The organism is Pseudomonas sp. CROZ-RG-20F-R04-15 (assembly GCF_022662375.1).
Taxonomy (GTDB): Bacteria; Pseudomonadota; Gammaproteobacteria; order Pseudomonadales; family Pseudomonadaceae; genus Aquipseudomonas.
Genome location: NZ_JAKNQL010000029.1, coordinates 41154 through 60138, shown reverse-complemented (window position 1 = coordinate 60138; position 18985 = coordinate 41154). Strand labels below are relative to the sequence as shown.

At 60.6% G+C, this 18985-nt stretch carries 15 protein-coding genes and 1 pseudogene; 8 read left to right on the top strand and 8 right to left on the bottom strand.

Annotation, left to right across the window (positions count from 1 at the left end; all coding sequences use genetic code 11):
- Window positions 1–36 precede the first annotated feature (36 nt).
- The 5 genes from aroB to hemE all read left to right on the top strand — a co-directional run bounded on the left by aroB (window position 37) and on the right by hemE (window position 10307).
- Window positions 37–1137, top strand: coding sequence for a 3-dehydroquinate synthase (gene aroB / locus L8H52_RS27160; protein ID WP_242209619.1), 1101 nt, complete (start codon window positions 37–39; stop codon window positions 1135–1137).
- A 10-nt stretch (window positions 1138–1147) separates the two neighbouring features.
- Window positions 1148–2740, top strand: coding sequence for an AAA family ATPase (locus tag L8H52_RS27155; RefSeq protein ID WP_242209618.1), 1593 nt, complete (start codon window positions 1148–1150; stop codon window positions 2738–2740).
- Between the two features lie 349 nt (window positions 2741–3089).
- Complete coding sequence (gene gltB, locus L8H52_RS27150; RefSeq protein WP_242209617.1) at window positions 3090–7535, top strand: glutamate synthase large subunit; 4446 nt, start codon at window positions 3090–3092, stop codon at window positions 7533–7535.
- A gap of 33 nt (window positions 7536–7568) precedes the next feature.
- The gene (locus L8H52_RS27145; RefSeq protein WP_007909438.1) at window positions 7569–8987 is read left to right on the top strand and encodes an FAD-dependent oxidoreductase; all 1419 of its coding nucleotides are present in this window, start codon (window positions 7569–7571) and stop codon (window positions 8985–8987) included.
- Window positions 8988–9239: 252 nt separating this feature from the next.
- Window positions 9240–10307 (top strand): uroporphyrinogen decarboxylase, encoded by a 1068-nt coding sequence (gene hemE / locus L8H52_RS27140; RefSeq protein ID WP_242209616.1) that lies wholly within the window; start codon window positions 9240–9242, stop codon window positions 10305–10307.
- A 177-nt stretch (window positions 10308–10484) separates the two neighbouring features.
- Here hemE and L8H52_RS27135 read toward each other — a convergent pair whose 3' ends face one another.
- Window positions 10485–11759: an MFS transporter gene (locus tag L8H52_RS27135; RefSeq protein ID WP_242209615.1), complete on the bottom strand. Its 1275-nt coding sequence runs from the start codon at window positions 11757–11759 to the stop codon at window positions 10485–10487.
- Between the two features lie 118 nt (window positions 11760–11877).
- Between L8H52_RS27135 and L8H52_RS27130 the strand changes: the two genes are divergently transcribed.
- A complete protein-coding gene (locus L8H52_RS27130; RefSeq protein WP_099757784.1) occupies window positions 11878–12780 on the top strand; it encodes a LysR family transcriptional regulator in 903 nt (300 codons plus the stop codon).
- Between the two features lie 38 nt (window positions 12781–12818).
- On the opposite strand, the gene L8H52_RS27125 is transcribed toward L8H52_RS27130, so the two are convergent.
- Window positions 12819–13256 (bottom strand): excinuclease, encoded by a 438-nt coding sequence (locus tag L8H52_RS27125; protein ID WP_242209614.1) that lies wholly within the window; start codon window positions 13254–13256, stop codon window positions 12819–12821.
- Window positions 13257–13372: 116 nt separating this feature from the next.
- Here L8H52_RS27125 and L8H52_RS27120 point away from each other — a divergent pair.
- A pseudogene (locus L8H52_RS27120) lies at window positions 13373–13679 on the top strand (type II toxin-antitoxin system RelE/ParE family toxin).
- Complete coding sequence (locus L8H52_RS27115) at window positions 13676–13963, top strand: addiction module antidote protein (RefSeq protein WP_038360089.1); 288 nt, start codon at window positions 13676–13678, stop codon at window positions 13961–13963. The pseudogene L8H52_RS27120 and the gene L8H52_RS27115 overlap by 4 nt, the downstream one beginning before the upstream one ends.
- 57 nt (window positions 13964–14020) lie before the next feature.
- Here the strand turns inward: L8H52_RS27115 and L8H52_RS27110 are convergent, their stop codons facing one another.
- From L8H52_RS27110 to L8H52_RS27085, 6 genes are read right to left on the bottom strand one after another with little or no spacing between them, the layout of a single operon-like run.
- Complete coding sequence (locus L8H52_RS27110) at window positions 14021–14824, bottom strand: hypothetical protein (protein ID WP_242209613.1); 804 nt, start codon at window positions 14822–14824, stop codon at window positions 14021–14023.
- Between the two features lie 25 nt (window positions 14825–14849).
- Window positions 14850–16076: a beta-ketoacyl-ACP synthase gene (locus L8H52_RS27105; RefSeq protein WP_242209612.1), complete on the bottom strand. Its 1227-nt coding sequence runs from the start codon at window positions 16074–16076 to the stop codon at window positions 14850–14852.
- On the bottom strand, window positions 16076–16804 hold the full coding sequence (gene fabG, locus L8H52_RS27100) for a 3-oxoacyl-ACP reductase FabG (protein WP_122609478.1): 729 nt from the start codon (window positions 16802–16804) through the stop codon (window positions 16076–16078). Before fabG ends, L8H52_RS27105 begins: the two co-directional genes overlap by 1 nt.
- Entirely contained in the window at window positions 16797–17261 is a 465-nt protein-coding gene (locus L8H52_RS27095) for a hotdog family protein (RefSeq protein ID WP_242209611.1), read from the bottom strand. The genes fabG and L8H52_RS27095 overlap by 8 nt, the downstream gene beginning before the upstream one ends.
- The gene (locus L8H52_RS27090) at window positions 17258–18454 is read right to left on the bottom strand and encodes a beta-ketoacyl-[acyl-carrier-protein] synthase family protein (protein ID WP_242209610.1); all 1197 of its coding nucleotides are present in this window, start codon (window positions 18452–18454) and stop codon (window positions 17258–17260) included. Before L8H52_RS27090 ends, L8H52_RS27095 begins: the two co-directional genes overlap by 4 nt.
- The gene (locus tag L8H52_RS27085) at window positions 18451–18933 is read right to left on the bottom strand and encodes a hypothetical protein (protein ID WP_347340760.1); all 483 of its coding nucleotides are present in this window, start codon (window positions 18931–18933) and stop codon (window positions 18451–18453) included. The genes L8H52_RS27090 and L8H52_RS27085 overlap by 4 nt, the downstream gene beginning before the upstream one ends.
- Window positions 18934–18985 lie beyond the last annotated feature (52 nt).

Below are 18985 nucleotides of genomic sequence, written 5' to 3'. Positions count from 1 at the left end.
GCAGGACGCCTGCTTCCATCTTCACTGTGGGGACACATGCAGACACTCAAGGTCGATCTAGGCGAGCGCAGCTACCCGATTCATATTGGCGAAGGTTTGTTGGATCAGCCTGAGTTGCTGGCGCCGCACATCCACGGGCGGCAGGTGGCAATCATCTCCAACGAGACCGTTGCGCCGCTCTATCTCGAACGTCTGACCCGCAGCCTCGCGCAGTTCTCGGTAATCTCCGTGGTGCTGCCGGACGGCGAAGCCTTCAAGAATTGGGAAACCCTGCAACTGATCTTCGACGGTCTGCTGACCGCCCGTCACGACCGCCGTACCACTGTGATCGCCTTGGGCGGCGGTGTGATCGGCGACATGGCCGGTTTCGCCGCTGCCTGTTACCAGCGCGGCGTCGACTTCATCCAGATCCCGACGACGTTGCTGTCCCAGGTCGATTCGTCGGTGGGCGGCAAAACCGGTATCAACCATCCGCTGGGCAAGAACATGGTCGGCGCGTTCTACCAGCCGAACGTGGTGCTGATCGATACGGCGTCCCTGAAAACCCTGCCAGAGCGCGAACTGTCTGCCGGTCTGGCAGAAGTCATCAAGTACGGGCTGATCTGCGACGAGCCATTCCTGACCTGGCTCGAAGAAAACGTCGATGCCCTGCGCGCGCTGGACCAGAAAGCCCTGACTTACGCGATCGAGCGCTCTTGCGCGGCCAAGGCTGCGGTCGTTGGCGCCGATGAGAAAGAAACCGGCGTACGCGCCACGCTCAACCTTGGCCACACCTTCGGCCACGCCATCGAGACCCACATGGGCTATGGTGTCTGGTTGCACGGGGAAGCGGTCGCGGCTGGCACGGTGATGGCGCTGGAAATGTCTGCCCGTCTGGGCTGGATCAGTGACGCGGAGCGTGATCGCGGCATTCGGCTGTTCCAGCGTGCCGGTCTGCCGGTGGTGCCGCCGACTGAAATGAGCGAAGCCGATTTTCTTCAACACATGGCAATCGACAAAAAAGTGATCGACGGTCGTCTGCGCCTGGTGCTGCTGCGCCGGATGGGCGAAGCGGTAGTGACCGACGATTATCCGAAAGAGGTTCTACAGGCCACGCTGGGAGCGGATTACCGCGCCCTGGCTCAGCTTAAAGGTTAATAAGATTCCGATGACTAGTTTGCATGCCGACGAGGCGTTCCTCGGCCATTTCCAGTTAAGTCACGACCCGTTCGCGCCGCGCGTGCCGGGCTTCAAATTCTTTCCGGCCCAGCGCAAACCGGTGCTGGGTCAACTGCATCATCTGGCGCGTTACAGCCAGTTGCTACTGGTGGTCACTGGCCCACAGGGCAGCGGCAAGACGTTGTTGCGTCAGGCGCTGGTCGCCAGCACCAACAAGCAGTCGGTGCAGAGCGTGGTGGTTTCCGCCCGTGGTGCCGGTGATGCCGCTGGCGTGCTGCGCCAGGTGGCGCAGGCGCTGAACGTCGCTCAGGCCGAAGTTGGCGCGATTCTCGATCAAGTGGTGCAACTCGCATTGACCGGTCAGGAAGTCTATCTGCTGGTGGATGACGCCGAGCAGCTCGACGAATCCGCCCTCGAAGCGCTGATGGCGCTGGGCGCCGGCGCACCGGAAGGTCGCCCGCACGTGTTCCTGTTCGGCGAGTCGTCGCTGATCGCGCAGCTTGAGGCCTTGCACCTTGAGGAAGAGCGCTTTCATGTCATCGAATTGCAGCCGTACACCGAAGAAGAGACCCGCGAATATCTCGACCAGCGGCTTGAAGGCGCAGGCCGGGGCGTCGAACTTTTCACCGCAGATCAGATCTCTGATATTCACGAAAGCGCCGAGGGTTGGCCGGGCAACATCAACCAGGTCGCTCGCGATGCTCTGATCGAAGTCATGATTGCCAGCCGCTCTGCGGTCAAGCGTCCAAGTATGGGGTTCAACATGCCGAAGAAACACGTATTGGCGATTTCCGCCGTCGTTGTGGTCGCGGTCGCTGCCGCCTGGCTGATGCCGGGTCGCAACAAGGCGCCGACCACCGGTGCACCGGCCAATGAGCAGGCACAGTTGCCATTGGGCCAGGGCGCAGCCAATGGCGGCGCGCCGAACGTCGAGTTCGCCGGTAATACACAGCCGATGCCGTTGCCGCTGGTCGGCAACTCGCAACCGGTGATGCGCGGTCCGTTGGCCGAAGCGGCCGGTGGCATTACCGAAGGCGACGATGGTGTGCCGCTGGAAGGTTCCAGCAATACCCCGCCGACCGTTACCACTTCCGCACCGCCTGCGGGCGTTCCGGCCGGTCCAGCGCCGACACCGGTTCCGTTGCCTGCCGCCAAGCCGACGCCAGCGCCGACGCAAGTCGCCACCGCCAAGCCTGCTCCGGCAGCACCAGCAGCGAAACCGGCTCCAGCGCCGGCCAAGCCAGTCGCTGCGGCCAAAACGGCCGAGAAGCCGGTGACCGTTGCCAAAGCCGCCGGTGGCAGCTGGTACGCCGGTCAGCCGACCGGCAACTACGTGGTGCAGATCCTCGGCACCAGCTCCGAGGCAGCCGCGCAAAGCTTCGTCAAGGAGCAGGGTGGCGAGTACCGTTATTTCAAGAAAGTCCTCAACGGCAAACCGCTTTACGTGATCACCTACGGCAACTTTGCCAATCGTGATGCGGCCGTTTCTGCCATCAAGGCCTTGCCAGCGAAGGTTCAGGCTGGTAAACCTTGGCCTCGCACTGTCGCCAGCGTCCAACAGGAACTGGCAACAACTCGCTGAAGATTCGGCGGCCTTACCCAGGCCGCCTCTCCAAGCACCTCAAAATTTCTACGAGTGCGCGCTTCCTTCCAGGTCGCGTGCCTTGTGGTGTCTGCGTCATAGTAGTCTTTGAGTCGTTGCGGTCAAAATTAAAAAAGTTTTGACTAGCACAGCAGATCGCTTTAAACCTTTCACAAATGCGACATGAATTTGCGACATTTCGTCGTCAAATTTGTGAGCCTCTGTGTCGCTGTGTACAATGACCACCCTTTTGCCCCCGCCAAGCCGGCGTACGTTCGGCGCGGAATGCAAGTGGTTGAATTGAAAAGAAATTTGCCTCGAAAAGAGGCAGCCTGGTGAGAAAGTGTCTATGAAAGCAGGTCTGTACCAACCAGATGAATTCAAGGATAACTGCGGTTTCGGCCTGATAGCCCATATGCAGGGCGAGCCCAGTCATACCCTTTTGCAAACGGCCATTGAGGCCCTGACCTGCATGACCCACCGCGGTGGGATTAATGCCGACGGCAAGACCGGTGACGGTTGCGGTCTGCTGATTCAAAAGCCTGATGCGTTTCTGCGTGCCATTGCCCAGGAAACCTTCAGCGTCGAACTGCCCAAGCAATATGCGGTGGGCATGGTCTTCTTCAACCAGGATCCGGCCAAGGCCGAAGCCGCTCGCGAGAACATGAACCGCGAGATCCTTGCTGAAGGCCTGCAGTTGATCGGCTGGCGCAAAGTGCCAATCGACACCAGCGTCCTCGGCCGCCTGGCCCTTGAGCGCCTGCCACAGATCGAGCAGGTGTACATCGGCGGCGAAGGCCTGAGCGATCAGGACATGGCGGTGAAGCTGTTCAGTGCGCGTCGTCGTTCGTCGGTGGCCAACGCCGTCGACTCCGACCACTACATCTGCAGCTTTTCGCACAAGACCATCATCTATAAAGGCCTGATGATGCCGGCCGATCTGGCCGCGTTTTATCCAGACCTGAGTGACGAGCGCCTGCAAACCGCGATCTGCGTGTTCCACCAGCGCTTCTCCACCAACACCCTGCCGAAATGGCCGCTGGCGCAGCCATTCCGCTTCCTCGCCCACAACGGCGAGATCAACACCATCACCGGTAACCGTAACTGGGCGCAGGCCCGTCGGACCAAGTTCAGCAACGATCTGATGGATCTGGAAGAACTCGGCCCGCTGGTCAACCGTGTCGGTTCCGACTCCTCGAGCATGGACAACATGCTCGAACTGATGGTCACCGGTGGCATCGACCTGTTCCGTGGCGTGCGGATGATCATTCCGCCGGCGTGGCAGAACGTCGAAACCATGGACCCGGATCTGCGTGCGTTCTACGAGTACAACTCGATGCACATGGAACCGTGGGACGGCCCGGCCGGCGTGGTAATGACCGACGGTCGTTACGCGGTGTGCCTGCTCGATCGTAACGGTCTGCGCCCGGCGCGCTGGGTCACCACCACCAACGGTTTCATCACCCTCGCTTCGGAAATCGGCGTGTGGGATTACAAGCCGGAAGACGTGATTGCCAAGGGCCGCGTCGGCCCGGGCCAGATCTTCGCCGTGGACACCGAAACCGGGCAGATCCTCGACACCGATGCGATCGACAACCGCCTGAAGTCCCGTCATCCGTACAAGCAATGGCTGCGCAAGAATGCCCTGCGCATTCAGGCGACCATGGAAGACAACGACCACGGTTCGGCGTTTTACGACGTCGATCAGCTCAAGCAATACATGAAGATGTATCAGGTCACGTTCGAAGAGCGCGATCAGGTCCTGCGTCCGCTCGGCGAGCAAGGTTACGAAGCCGTGGGTTCGATGGGCGACGACACGCCGATGGCCGTGCTGTCGCAGCGCGTGCGTACGCCGTACGACTACTTCCGTCAGCAGTTCGCGCAGGTCACCAACCCGCCGATCGACCCGCTGCGTGAAGCGATCGTGATGTCGCTGGAAATCTGCCTCGGTGCCGAGCGCAACATTTTCCAGGAGTCGCCGGAACACGCCTCGCGCGTGATCCTCAGCTCGCCAGTGATTTCGCCGGCCAAGTGGCGCTCGTTGATGAACCTCGACCGCCCGGGTTTCGAGCGGCAGATCATCGACCTCAACTACGACGAAAGCGTCGGCCTCGAAGCGGCGATCCGCAACGTTGCCGATCAGGCTGAAGAAGCCGTGCGCGCCGGGCGTACCCAGATCGTCCTGAGCGACCGTCATATCGCCCCGGGCAAGCTGCCGATCCACGCCTCGCTGGCGACCGGTGCGGTGCACCACCGCCTGACCGAAAAAGGCCTGCGTTGCGATTCCAACATCCTCGTTGAAACCGCGACCGCCCGTGACCCGCATCACTTCGCGGTGCTGATCGGTTTCGGCGCCTCGGCGGTTTATCCGTTCCTCGCGTACGAAGTGCTGGGCGACCTGATCCGTACCGGTGAAGTGCTGGGCGACCTCTATGAGGTGTTCAAGAACTACCGCAAAGGCATCACCAAAGGCCTGCTTAAGATTCTGTCGAAGATGGGCATTTCGACCATCGCCTCGTACCGTGGTGCGCAGCTGTTCGAGGCCATTGGCCTGTCCGAAGAAGTGTGCGACCTGAGCTTCCGTGGCGTGCCGAGCCGCATCAAGGGTGCGCGTTTCGTCGACATCGAAGCCGAGCAGAAAGCACTGGCTACCGAAGCCTGGAGCCCGCGCAAGCCGATCCAGCAGGGCGGTCTGCTGAAGTTCGTCCACGGTGGCGAATATCACGCCTACAACCCGGACGTGGTCAACACTCTGCAAGCCGCTGTGCAGCAGGGCGACTACGCCAAGTTCAAGGAATACACCTCGCTGGTGGACAACCGTCCGGTGTCGATGATCCGCGACCTGTTCAAGGTCAAGACCCTCGACAAACCGCTGGACATCAGTGAAATCGAACCACTGGAATCGGTGCTCAAGCGCTTCGACTCCGCCGGTATCTCGCTGGGCGCCTTGTCGCCGGAAGCTCACGAAGCCCTGGCCGAAGCCATGAACCGCCTCGGCGCGCGTTCCAACTCCGGTGAAGGTGGTGAAGATCCGGCGCGTTACGGCACCATCAAGAGCTCGAAAATCAAGCAGGTCGCGACTGGCCGTTTCGGCGTAACCCCGGAATACCTGGTCAACGCCGAAGTGCTGCAGATCAAGGTCGCCCAAGGCGCCAAGCCGGGCGAGGGCGGGCAACTGCCGGGCGGTAAGGTCAACGGGCTGATCGCCAAGCTGCGTTACGCAGTGCCGGGCGTAACCCTGATTTCGCCGCCGCCGCACCACGACATCTACTCGATCGAAGACTTGTCGCAGTTGATTTTCGACCTCAAGCAGGTCAACCCGAAAGCACTGGTTTCGGTCAAATTGGTAGCCGAAGCAGGCGTCGGCACCATCGCCGCCGGTGTGGCCAAGGCCTACGCGGACTTGATCACCATCTCCGGCTACGACGGCGGCACCGGTGCTTCGCCGCTGACCTCGATCAAGTACGCCGGCGCACCGTGGGAACTCGGCCTCGCCGAAACCCACCAGACCCTGCGCGGCAACGACCTGCGCGGCAAAGTCCGGGTGCAGACCGACGGCGGCCTGAAAACCGGCCTCGACGTGATCAAGGCTGCAATCCTCGGCGCCGAAAGCTTCGGCTTCGGTACTGCGCCAATGATCGCGCTGGGCTGCAAATACCTGCGTATCTGCCACCTGAACAACTGCGCCACCGGCGTTGCGACGCAGAACGAGAAGCTGCGCAAGGATCACTACATCGGTACCGTCGACATGGTGGTGAATTTCTTCACCTACGTCGCCGAAGAAACCCGTGAGTGGCTGGCCAAACTCGGCGTGCGCTCCCTCGAAGAGCTGATCGGTCGCACCGATCTGCTGGAAATCCTCGAAGGCCAGACCGCCAAGCAAAACCACCTCGATCTGACGCCGCTGTTGGGCAGCGATCACATTCCGGCGGACAAGCCACAGTTCTGCGGCGTTGAGCGCAACCCTCCGTTCGACCAAGGCCTGCTGGCCGAGAAAATGGTCGAGATGGCCTCGTCGGCGATCAACGACATGAGCGGCGCCGAGTTCGACCTGGACATCTGCAACTGCGACCGTTCGATCGGCGCGCGGATCTCCGGCGAAATCGCGCGCAAGCACGGCAACCAGGGGATGGCGAAAGCGCCGATCACCTTCCGCTTCAAAGGCACTGCCGGCCAGAGCTTCGGCGTGTGGAACGCCGGCGGTCTGAACATGTACCTCGAAGGCGACGCCAACGACTACGTCGGCAAAGGCATGACCGGTGGCAAGCTGACCATCGTGCCGCCGAAGGGCAGCGTTTACAAAACTCAGGACAGCGCCATCATCGGCAACACCTGCCTGTATGGCGCCACGGGCGGCAAGCTGTTCGCCGCCGGCACCGCAGGCGAGCGTTTCGCCGTGCGCAACTCCGGTGCCCACACGGTTGTGGAAGGCACTGGCGATCACTGCTGTGAGTACATGACCGGTGGTTTTGTCTGCGTTCTGGGCAAGACCGGTTACAACTTCGGCTCTGGCATGACCGGTGGTTTCGCCTACGTGCTCGATCAGGACAACACCTTCGTTGACCGGGTCAACCACGAACTGGTGGAAATCCAGCGGATCAGCGGCGAGGCGATGGAAGCCTATCGCAGCCACCTGCAAAACGTGCTGAACGAGTACGTCGCGGAAACCGACAGCGAGTGGGGTCGTGAACTCGCCGAAAACCTCGATGACTACCTGCGCCGTTTCTGGCTGGTCAAGCCCAAGGCTGCCAACCTGAAGTCGTTGCTTTCCAGCACTCGTGCCAACCCGCAGTGATATGCGCCTGAAGAGTTTGATGAGGTTTTAACAATGGCTGAACGTCTGAATAACGACTTCCAGTTCATCGATGTCGGGCGCAAAGATCCGAAGAAGAAACTGTTGCGTCAACGCAAGAAAGAGTTCGTCGAAATCTACGAACCGTTCAAACCCCAGCAGTCGGCCGACCAGGCCCACCGCTGCCTGGGTTGCGGCAACCCGTATTGCGAATGGAAGTGCCCGGTGCACAACTTCATTCCCAACTGGCTCAAATTGGTGGCCGAGGGCAACATCCTCCAGGCCGCCGAGCTGTCGCACCAGACCAACACCCTGCCGGAAGTCTGCGGCCGGGTCTGTCCGCAGGATCGTCTGTGCGAAGGTGCCTGCACCCTTAACGACGGCTTCGGCGCGGTGACCATCGGTTCGGTCGAGAAGTACATCACCGACACCGCGTTCGCCATGGGCTGGCGCCCGGACATGTCCAAGGTCAAACCGACCGGCAAACGTGTCGCGATCATCGGTGCGGGCCCGGCGGGGCTGGGCTGTGCCGACGTGCTGGTACGCGGCGGCGTGACCCCGGTGGTGTTCGACAAGAACCCCGAAATCGGTGGCTTGCTGACCTTCGGCATCCCCGAGTTCAAGCTTGAGAAGACCGTGCTGAGCAATCGTCGCGAAGTCTTCACCGGCATGGGCATCGAGTTCCGTCTGAATACCGAAGTCGGCAAAGACGTGACCATGGAACAACTGCTCGCCGAATACGATGCAGTATTCATGGGCATGGGCACCTACACCTACATGAAGGGCGGTTTTGCCGGTGAGGATCTGCCGGGCGTGTATGACGCGCTGGACTTCCTGATCGCCAACGTCAACCGCAACCTGGGCTTTGAAAAGTCGCCGGAAGATTTCGTCGACATGAAAGGCAAGAAGGTTGTGGTGCTCGGCGGTGGCGACACGGCGATGGACTGCAACCGCACGTCGATCCGTCAGGGTGCCAAATCGGTGACCTGCGCTTATCGTCGTGACGAAGCAAACATGCCCGGCTCGCGCAAAGAGGTGAAGAACGCCAAGGAAGAAGGGGTGAAATTCCTCTACAACCGTCAGCCAATCGCCATCGTCGGTGAAGACAAGGTCGAAGGCGTCAAAGTGGTCGAGACCCGTCTCGGCGAGCCGGACGCCCGTGGCCGTCGCAGCCCTGAGCCGATCCCGGGCTCCGAAGAGATCATCCCGGCTGATGCCGTGGTCATCGCGTTCGGTTTCCGCCCGAGCCCGGCGCCGTGGTTCGAGCAGTTCGAAATCCAGACTGACAGCCAGGGCCGCGTCGTTGCTCCTGAGCAAGGTCAGTACAAGCACCAGACCAGCAACCCGAAAATCTTCGCCGGTGGCGACATGGTGCGCGGTTCCGACCTGGTGGTGACGGCGATCTTCGAAGGGCGCAATGCTGCCGAAGGGATCCTCGATTACCTGGGCGTCTGATTACATTTCAAGCTGAAATGCGATCAAAAATGTGGGAGCGAGCCTGCTCGCGAAAGCAGTCTGTCAGCCAACTTGAATGTTGGATGTGCCGGCCTCTTCGCGAGCAGGCTCGCTCCCACAGTTGTTTTTCAGGGTTGCTGATTACCCATTCCAGCGCAATAAATTGACCCGATAGACAAAAGGCTGACCTGCATCCGTGCCTTTTGCGTCGCGCTCTGAGAAAATGCCCGCACTTTTTTTCCGGATGCCGACATGACTGCCCTGAAGAACGACCGTTTCCTCCGCGCCCTGCTCAAGCAACCCGTAGACGTCACCCCGGTGTGGATGATGCGTCAGGCCGGCCGCTACCTGCCGGAGTACCGCGCCAGCCGCGCCCAGGCCGGTGATTTCATGAGCCTGTGCATGAATCCGGAATTCGCCTGCGAAGTCACCATGCAACCGCTCGACCGCTATCCACAACTGGACGCGGCGATCCTGTTTTCCGACATCCTCACCATTCCCGATGCCATGGGCCAAGGCTTGTACTTCGAGACCGGTGAAGGCCCGCGTTTCAAGAAAGTCGTCAGCACCCTCGCCGATATCGAAGCCCTGCCGATCCCGGATCCGCACAAAGACCTCGGCTACGTGATGGACGCGGTCAGCACCATCCGTCGCGAGCTGAACGGTCGTGTGCCGCTGATCGGTTTCTCCGGCAGCCCGTGGACCCTGGCGACCTACATGGTTGAAGGCGGTTCGTCGAAAGACTTCCGCAAGACCAAAGCCATGCTCTACGACAACCCGCAAGCCATGCACCTGCTGCTGGATAAACTGGCGCAGTCGGTGATCTCGTACCTCAACGGCCAGATCATGGCCGGCGCGCAAGCCGTGCAGATTTTTGATACCTGGGGCGGCAACCTGTCGGCGGCGGCTTATCAGGAGTTCTCGCTGGCCTACATGAAGAAAATCGTCAGCGGCCTGATCCGCGAACACGACGGTCGCAAAGTGCCGGTGATTCTCTTCACCAAAAACGGCGGCCTATGGCTGGAAAGCATCGCCGAGGCTGGTGCCGACGCACTGGGCCTGGACTGGACCTGCGACATCGGCAACGCCCGCGCCCGTGTTGGCGACAAGGTTGCCCTGCAAGGCAACATGGACCCGACCGTGCTCTACGCCAAACCGGAAGCGATCCGCACTGAAGTCGGGCGCATTCTGGCCAGCTACGGCAAGGGCAGCGGCCACGTGTTCAACCTTGGCCATGGCATCACGCCTGAGGTTGATCCGGAGCACGCCGGTGCGTTCCTGAGCGCGGTGCATGAGCTATCGGCGCAGTATCACGAGTGATCGTGCTTCAATAAAAAACGCCCGGCATATGCCGGGCGTTTTTGTTTGCACAATCCAACGTCGTACGAGGATCAAATGTGGGAGCGAGCCTGCTCGCGAAAGCGGTGGATCAGCCACAGTTGTATGAACTGACACAACGCCTTCGCGAGCAGGCTCGCTCCCAGATTGGGTTTTGTATCAGGCCTTAACACCTTGCAACGGCGGCAGTTTTGCCAGCTTCAACGCCACCAGCAGTGCGATCAGCAACAGCGAACCGATGAACAGGCCAATCCCGTTCCAGCCACCCAGATGCCAGAACACCCCACCCGCCGTCCCGGCAATGCTCGACCCGGCGTAATAGCTGAACAGATACAGCGACGACGCCTGCCCCTTGGCCTTGGTCGCACGGCGGCCGATCCAGCTGCTCGCCACCGAATGCGCGCCAAAGAAGCCAAAGGTGAAAATCAGCATCCCGACGATCACTAGCAGCAGCGGCGTAAACATCGTCAAGGCAAGACCGGCAAACATCAGCGCAATGGTCGCCCACAGTACCTTGCGTCGCCCCAGTTTATCGGCGAGCGATCCGATCTTCGCCGAGCTGTAGATCCCTGACAGATACACCACCGACAACAATCCAACGAACACCTGATCGAGGTTGTACGGCGCCGCCAGCAAGCGATAGCCGATGTAGTTGAACAGCGTGACGAACGCGCCCATCAGCACGAACGCCTCCAGAAACAGCAGCGGCAGCCCAGCATCACGAAAGTGCATGGTGAAACCGTCGAGCAAACTGCGTGGGTGCATTGAGCGCGAACGGAAGTTGCGCGACTCCGGAAGGATTTTCCAGAACACCGCTGCGGCAATCATCGCCAAACCACCGATCACCAACATCGCCGTGTGCCAGCTGACGAAGTCGATCAGCACACCGGTGATCAAGCGCCCGCTCATCCCGCCAATCGCGTTGCCGCCAATGTACAAACCCATCGCCAGACCAATGTGTTGCGGATGAATTTCTTCACTCAGATAGGTCATTGCCACCGCTGCCAGCCCGCTCAACGACAGCCCGATCAGCGCACGCATGATCAGCACACCTTCCCAACTCGGCATCATTGCACTGGCCATGGTGCAAAGCGCTGCCGCGAACAGCGCGGTCACCATCACCGGTTTGCGCCCGACCCGATCGGAAATCGGCCCGGTGATCAGCAGGCCGATGGCGAGCATGCCGGTGGCCACCGAAAGAATCAGGCTGCTTTGCGCCGCATTGATTCCGTACTCGTGGGACAACAGCGGCATCATTGGCTGCACGCAATACAGCAGGGCAAACGTCGCGAAACCGCCGCTGAACAGCGCCAGCACCGTGCGCATGAACATCGGCGTACCTTTTTCGATGTAGATCTCTTGCAGCTCGGCGACGACATCGTCCGCCGCAGCGGGCGGGACTTCATGGGCTAGGGGCGCGACAGCAGTTTTCACTTCAGACCTCGGAGGGCACGGCCAGGCAGGCAATGAAAAAATCATATAGCTGGCTAATGTTTCTATCCAATATATTGTTCGACCTGTTTGATAGCTTTAACGACCTAATGGGGTTTTCATGGAATTGCGTCATCTGCGCTACTTCATCGCCGTCGCCGAAGAACTGCACTTCGGCCGCGCCGCACAAGTGCTGGGCATCTCGCAGCCGCCGCTGAGCCAGCAGATTCAGGCGCTGGAGCAAGAGGTTGGCGCGCGGCTGTTCGAACGGACCAATCGTCGGGTCGAGCTGAGTGAGGCCGGGCGATTGTTTCTCGAAGAGGCGCGATTGGTGCTGGCGCAGGTTGATAAAGCGGCGGATGTGGCCCGGCGTGCGCAACTCGGGGAGTTGGGGGAATTGAAGATTGGTTTCACCTCGTCGGCGCCGTTCAACTCGACCATTCCCCAGGCGATCTTTGCCTTTCGCCAGCGTTTTCCGGCGGTGCACCTCAACCTTCGTGAGATGAGCAGCACGCAAGTCGCCGAGGGCCTGGTGGATGAATCAATCGAGGTCGGGATCATGCGCCCGCTGGGGTTGCCGGATTCGCTCAGCGTGGTCGAGTTGATGCGCGAGCCGCTGGTCGCCGTGCTCGGTTCCAAGCATCCACTGGCGCAGGGGTCGGAGGAGGGCTTGTTCCTCTCGGCGCTGGCGCTGGAGCCGTTCGTGTTCTTTCCGCGCAGTTACGGCAGCGGGCTGTATGCGCAATTGCTGAGTCTGGCGCGCGATGCCGGGTTCAGCCCGCACTTCGCCCAAGAGGCGGGGGAGGCGATGACCATCATCGGTCTGGTCGCAGCGGGGTTGGGGGTTTCGGTACTGCCGGCGTCCTATCAGCGGATGCGCATCGATGGCGTGGTCTACCGACCGTTGCTCGATCCGGAAGCGGTGTCTGCGGTGTGGCTGGTGCAGCGCAAGGATCAAAAGTCGCCGATGGCCAAGGCGTTCGTAGATTTACTCACGCGCAAAGTCGAACCTTCAAAGGCGTGATTGCTGCGCAATCAAATCGCGAGCAGGCACCACCCAATTCAGGGCAACCGCACCAAATCTCCCTTCAACGCCACCCGCGTGACAAAAACCCCTGCCCGGCATTCATATGTATTCAAATCCTTGCGCACATGCTGGTCGTAGTAACTGACGATATTGACCACTGCATTCGCCCCGACCCGCTTGGCATCGGCCTGCAACTTGATCAGATTCGACTGCAGTACCCACTCGCAAGAATCGTGATCACTCTTGTTGAATCCGTTGGTCTTCAAATCACTGATCACCCCGCTGCGCAGCAACTGCTGAGTCCCCTGCGGCCCATTACCGAGCAGATAGAACTTCACACTGCCATCCAGCCGTCCGGCGCGAATCGCGTCCGACAGCACGGTTTCGAAGGGCATGTACATCAGATTGGTGGCGTGGCTGGCGCTGGGCAGTAGCGCGAAAAGTGCGACGGCGATCAGGGCTTTCACTTGCATGGTCATCTCCTTGACGTAGCGATGAACATTCGCTGATTCAAAGAGTGTAGACACCGTACATCTGCTACAGAGAAAACAGTGTGGAGTATGTGTAGCTCAAAGGCTACACTTCGGCCATGACTGAGATTCTTCGAAGTTCCACATTTTCCAGCTGGATTTTAAAGTTGGCTGATAGTCGCGCCAGGATGCGTATTTAGGTGCGAATTGATCGTATGGCTGACGGAAATTTTGGCGATGTCAAAGCTATCGGTGAAGGGCTCAGCGAAGTCAGAATTGACTATGGCCCCCGGATATCGAGTCTATTTCATGCAACAAGGTCGGCAAGTGGTCATCCTCCTTTGCGGCGGAGACAAGAGCGGCCAACCCCGAGATATCAAGCAAGCCAGGCTCATCGCGGAGTCCTGGCAGGAGCAAAACCCATGACCGAAAAATTCACTCGTTGGGACTCAGCCGAGTACCTCAAGACAGAAGAGGACATGGCTAACTATCTGGACGCCTGCATGGAGGAGGCTGGAGATGACCCGGCTTTTATCGCCAAGGCACTTGGCACCATAGCGAGAGCGCGAGGCATGACTCAGGTCGCACGTGATGCAGGGTTGTCCCGAGAGAGCCTCTACCGCGCACTATCAGGTGAAGGAAACCCCGAGTTCGGAACAATCCTGAAAGTGGTGAAGGCGTTAGGATTGAAGTTACACGCCAGTACTTGATCCGGGCTGAATGACAAAGGGCGCCGAATGGCGCCCTTTGTCGTTTCTACAATCCCATCAATCCACGTGCGCCAGATCCCCGCGCAACGCCACGCTCGACACTACCAGCCCGGCACGGCACTGGAATTTCTCGGTGTCCTTGTACAGCTCACGCTGGTCGACGCTGGCGATGTTGATCACCGCATTGGCGTCGGCTTTTTTCGCCGCGTTCTGCAGGGTCGCCAGAGCCGATTGCAGGGCCCAGAAGCAGGCGTCTTCGTCGGACTTGTTCGAGCCGTTGGTTTTGCGGCTGCTGCTCACGGTGTCGAGTTTGCGCACCTGTTTCGGCAAGGTTTCGCCGGCCAGGTAGAACTTCACGCTGCCGTCGAGCAGGCCGGCGTCGGTGGCGCGTTTGACGCCTTCACGGAAGCTCAGGTAAGTCGGCTCGTCAGCGCCTTGTTTGATGATGCCGAGGTTGTTGACGGCTTCGATGTCCGGGTTGATCGACAGCTCTTTGAGTACGTTGTCGCGCAGGCGGTTGACCCAGCGGTTGTAGTTGCCGTGGATCTTGCCGTCCTTGGCGTCGAGGCCGTAGCTGCTGCGGTAGTCGATTTCGAACGAGGTCGGGGTGAACGGAATATCGATTTCGGCGTGATGGCGACCGCGCACGGTGATCGCCGCTTTGATCATGCCCGGACGCACCGATTGCACCACCCATTGACGGTCATTGAGCGCGGTGACGATCGCGCGGCTCATCTGTGGCTGGGTGAAGCCTAGGTTCGGCGAGAACTCTTCCTTGGCGTTGTAAACCGGTTTGCTGGTGCAACCGCCGAGCACAAAAGCCAGTGCCAACAGAGCGGCGATGCGGTGAAACTGAGTCATTCCCTTCACTCCAAACGTGTAGCGGTCAGTGCCAGCGGCGGAAAATCAACGAGGTGTTGACGCCACCAAAAGCGAAATTGTTGTTCATCACGTAGTCGTGATGCATCTGGCGGAATTCACCGCGCAGGTAATCGAGTTTGCCGCAGTGCGGATCGACCTCGTCGAGGTTGAACGTGTGCACGTACTGATCGCGGTTCATCATTTCGATGCTGAACCACGACTCCAGCGCGCCGCAGGCGCCGAGGGTGTGGCCGAGGAAGCTCTTCTGCGAACTGATCGGCATGCGTTCGCCAAACAAACTGCTGGTTGCCAGTGTTTCGGCAATGTCGCCCTGTTCTGTAGCGGTGCCGTGGCCATTTACATAACCGATGGCATCCGGTGTCAGGCCGGCGTCTTCCAGCGCCAGCTCCATGGCTCGGCGCATGGTCACTTGTTCCGGGCGTGTGGTGTGCTGGCCGTCGGCGTTGCTGCCGAAACCGACAATCTCGGCGTGGATGTGCGCACCGCGCGCGAGGGCGTGGTCCAGCTCTTCGAGGACGAGCATGCCGCCACCTTCACCGATCACCAGGCCGTCACGATCCTTGTCGTACGGGCGCGGGCTGGTCTGCGGCGCATCGTTTTTCAGGCTGGTGGCATAGAGCGCGTCGAAGACCATGGCTTCGGTCGGGCACAGCTCTTCGGCGCCGCCGGCGAGCATCAGGGGCAGGCGGCCGAACTTGATCGCCTCGTAGGCGTAACCGATGCCCTGGCTGCCGCTGGTGCAGGCACTGGACGTCGGGATCAGTCGCCCGGTCAGGCCAAAGAAGATGCTGATATTGGCGGCGGTGGTGTGCGGCATCATTCGCACGTAGGAGTTGGCGTTGAGGCCTTCGGCCACCGAGTTGAGCAGCATGTTGCCGAACGCTTTGATCTCGTCGGTGCTGCCGGTGGACGAGCCGCAGGCCACGCCCATGCGCCCGTCCTTGATCGAAGGATCGCCGAGCAGTCCGGCGTCGGCGAGTGCCTGTTCCGCCGCGCCCACCGCGAGACGCGACACCCGGCCCATGCTGCGCAGTTGCTTGCGGGTCCAGTGCGCGGGCACTGCAAAGTCATCGATTGGCCCGGCCAGACGCGTGTTGAGTTCGCTGAAACGATCCCACTCGTCCATCCGGCGAATGCCGCTGCGATTGGCCGCGAAGTTGCCGGCGATGGTCTGCCAGTCGCTGCCCAGCGAAGTGATGCCGGCCATGCCGGTGACGACGACGCGCTTCATCAGCACAGGCCTCCGTTGACCGCCAGGACCTGGCGGGTGATGTACGAGGCTTCCGCCGACATCAGGAAATTCACCGCACTGGCGACCTCTTCCGGGGTGCCCATGCGTTGCGCGGGGATCATTTTCATCAATTCTTCCACCGGCACGTTTTCGTCGAGCATCGCCGTGTCGATCAGCCCCGGCGCGACGCAGTTAACCGTGATTTTGCGCTTGCCCAGCTCGATCGCCAACGCCTTTGCCGCGCCAATCACCCCGGCCTTGGAGGCGCTGTAGTTGACTTGGCCACGGTTGCCGATCAGCCCCGACACCGAGGTGATGCAGACAATGCGACCAGCGGCACGGCGGCGGATCATCGGCATCATCACCGGGTGCAGAACGTTGTAGAAGCCGTCGAGGTTGGTGCGCAGCACCACGTCCCAATCGTCGTCGCTCAGCGCCGGAAAGGCACCGTCACGGGTCAGCCCGGCGTTCAACACTACGCCGTAATAGGCGCCATGGATTTCGACGTCGGTTTCCAGAATGGTTTTGCAGGTTTCGCGGTCGGCGACGTCGAATTGCAGGATCCGCGCCTTGCGGCCCAGCGCTTCGACTTCAGCCTGAACGGCTTGTGCTTCGGCCATGCCGCTGCGGCAATGCAGGACGATATCGTGCCCGGCCTGCGCCAGACGCAAAGCAATGGCGCGGCCGATGCCACGGCTGGAGCCGGTGACCAGTACGGATTCAGTCATCGTTCGACTCCTGTGTCTGTTGCAGATATTGGGATGGCTGGGGTGGGCGGAACACGTTCAGCCGCGCGCTGGCATGGATGCCGGCGCCGTGGACATGACATTCGAAGACGCCCATGCCGTTGTCGTCTTCCAGCGAGCGCAGACCATGAATGGTCAGATCATTACCGGCGGGAAAGGCTTCGACGTTGCATTCGAACTTGCGCGTGCCGAGCAGGAACCCCAACTCCACCGGATTGCCTTTGAGTCGCGCGTGGCAACCGGCAAACGCGGCGACGCTCTGCGCCATCAGTTCGACGCCGACCCATGCCGGCAGGCTGCCGTCGGGCAGGCTGAACAGGCCATCTGGCTTGACAGTAAGGCGGGTGAAAATCTGCTCCTCGTCAAAGCTGAGGATGCTGTCGATCAGAATCATGTCGCCGGCATGGGGCAGCAGTTCGGCGAGCGGCCAGTCAGTCATGGGGCGTCTCCGATAATCAGGCTGACGTTGTTGCCGCCGAAGGCAAACGAGTTGCTCATCAGGTAGCGGGGTGCAATGGACGTCAGGCGCTCGCTTGCGGTCACCCATTTGAGTGGCGGCAGCGCGGGATCGGCCTGACCGTCCCAGACATGTGGCGGCAAGGCGTGGTCGGGATTGTCGGCGCTCAGGCTCAACCAGCAGAACGCTGCTTCCAGTGCGCCGGCTGCGCCGAGGGTATGGCCGGTCATCGGTTTGGTCGATGAGCAGGCGACGCCCTCGGGAAACAGTTCGGCGACCGCCAGACTTTCCATGGCGTCGTTGTGCTGGGTGGCGGTGCCGTGCAGGTTCAGGTAGTTGATCTGCGCTGCTTGCAGATGTGCGCGGCTCAAGGCTTTTTGCATCGCTTGCAGAGCGCCGCGCCCGGTCGGTTCAGGGGCGGAAATGTGATGCGCGTCGGAACTGGCGCCGGCGCCAAGCAGTGCAATCGCCGGCCCGTTGCCTTGTTGTTTGCTCATCACGAACAGCACCGCCGCTTCGCCGATATTGATACCACTGCGGTTGGCCGAGAACGGATTGCAGCGCTCATCGGACATGGCTTCCAGTGACGAAAAACCGTTGAGGGTTAACTTGCACAGGCTGTCGACGCCGCCACACAGCACCGCGTCGCACAGACCCAGATCGAGTAGACGCTGAGCACTCATCAAGGCACGGGCGCTGGAAGTGCAAGCGGTGGAAATCACGTAGGCCGGGCCGCTCAGTTGTAGCCAGTCGGCGAGGAAATTCGCCGGCGCGCCGAGTTCCTGCTGACGGTAATCGTATTCAGCCGGAAACTGTTGCTCGCGGATGTAGTGCGCCAGACCACGACTGGCCTCGTCGATACCCGAAGTGCTGGTGCCGAGCACCACACCAATGCGCTCGCGGCCGTAAGTCTGGATCGCTTGATCGATGTCATCGCGAATCTGCAGTGCCGCTTCCAGCAACAGCTGATTATTGCGGCTGCGCTGATCGGCGAGTTCTGGCGGGATCGGCGCCAGTTCGCCCTGCACGGCAGCGACGGGTAACACACGCTCGGGCACCCAGCCGGACTCATGGCGCATGCCCGAGCAGTCGCCAGCGAATAAATTGCGCGCGATTTGTTGCTTGTCGCGACCCAGCGCACAGATCACGCCGAGGGCATTCAGGTAGGCGGTCATGGCGTCGGTTCACCCAGCGGTGAAACCCGATAGTGCGGGCCTTGGGGCAGGTTCAATTGAAAGCTCAACGGTTGTGAATAGTGAATATCCCAGCGCGCAGGCAGCGAGCGTTGCTGACCTTGTTGTTGCGCGGCGGGGTAATTGCGCAGCAGCTCACCGGACGGGGTCAGGGCGAACAACAGTGCGGCGAACAATTCCCGGGCTTCCGGGTTCGGTGGCAGCAGACCATCGGCTTGCCAGTGGCCGTCGATCAGTTGCTGACGGGCTTGGGGAATACCCAGCGGATCCATCATCGACCAACGGATGCCCGGGCCTTCGTGCTGGATCACCAGCAGCCAGTCCTGGCGTTGTTCGGCTTGCTGGCGTTCGATGTGGAGTTGCAGCGGCAGGGACAGCGATGGATTTCCCGCCGGCAACGGCGCCTGACTGGCGCAGGCACTCAACAGAAGCATCACGCCGACCACAAAAAGTCGCCACACCGCAGACACTGTGGGAGCGAGCCTGCTCGCGAAGACGCCAGCACATTCAACA

Bases quoted from the DNA above. Each gene is read 5' to 3' on its own strand.
- L8H52_RS27110 (WP_242209613.1), bottom strand. From the start codon at position 14,824: ATGACTCAGTTTCACCGCATCGCCGCTCTGTTGGCACTGGCTTTTGTG.
- L8H52_RS27130 (WP_099757784.1), top strand. From the start codon at position 11,878: ATGGAATTGCGTCATCTGCGCTACTTCATCGCCGTCGCCGAAGAACTG.
- L8H52_RS27095 (WP_242209611.1), bottom strand. From the start codon at position 17,261: ATGACTGACTGGCCGCTCGCCGAACTGCTGCCCCATGCCGGCGACATG.
- L8H52_RS27155 (WP_242209618.1), top strand. From the start codon at position 1,148: ATGACTAGTTTGCATGCCGACGAGGCGTTCCTCGGCCATTTCCAGTTA.
- L8H52_RS27105 (WP_242209612.1), bottom strand. From the start codon at position 16,076: ATGAAGCGCGTCGTCGTCACCGGCATGGCCGGCATCACTTCGCTGGGC.
- L8H52_RS27125 (WP_242209614.1), bottom strand. From the start codon at position 13,256: ATGCAAGTGAAAGCCCTGATCGCCGTCGCACTTTTCGCGCTACTGCCC.
- L8H52_RS27090 (WP_242209610.1), bottom strand. From the start codon at position 18,454: ATGACCGCCTACCTGAATGCCCTCGGCGTGATCTGTGCGCTGGGTCGC.
- L8H52_RS27115 (WP_038360089.1), top strand. From the start codon at position 13,676: ATGACCGAAAAATTCACTCGTTGGGACTCAGCCGAGTACCTCAAGACA.
- hemE (WP_242209616.1), top strand. From the start codon at position 9,240: ATGACTGCCCTGAAGAACGACCGTTTCCTCCGCGCCCTGCTCAAGCAA.
- gltB (WP_242209617.1), top strand. From the start codon at position 3,090: ATGAAAGCAGGTCTGTACCAACCAGATGAATTCAAGGATAACTGCGGT.
- L8H52_RS27145 (WP_007909438.1), top strand. From the start codon at position 7,569: ATGGCTGAACGTCTGAATAACGACTTCCAGTTCATCGATGTCGGGCGC.
- aroB (WP_242209619.1), top strand. From the start codon at position 37: ATGCAGACACTCAAGGTCGATCTAGGCGAGCGCAGCTACCCGATTCAT.
- fabG (WP_122609478.1), bottom strand. From the start codon at position 16,804: ATGACTGAATCCGTACTGGTCACCGGCTCCAGCCGTGGCATCGGCCGC.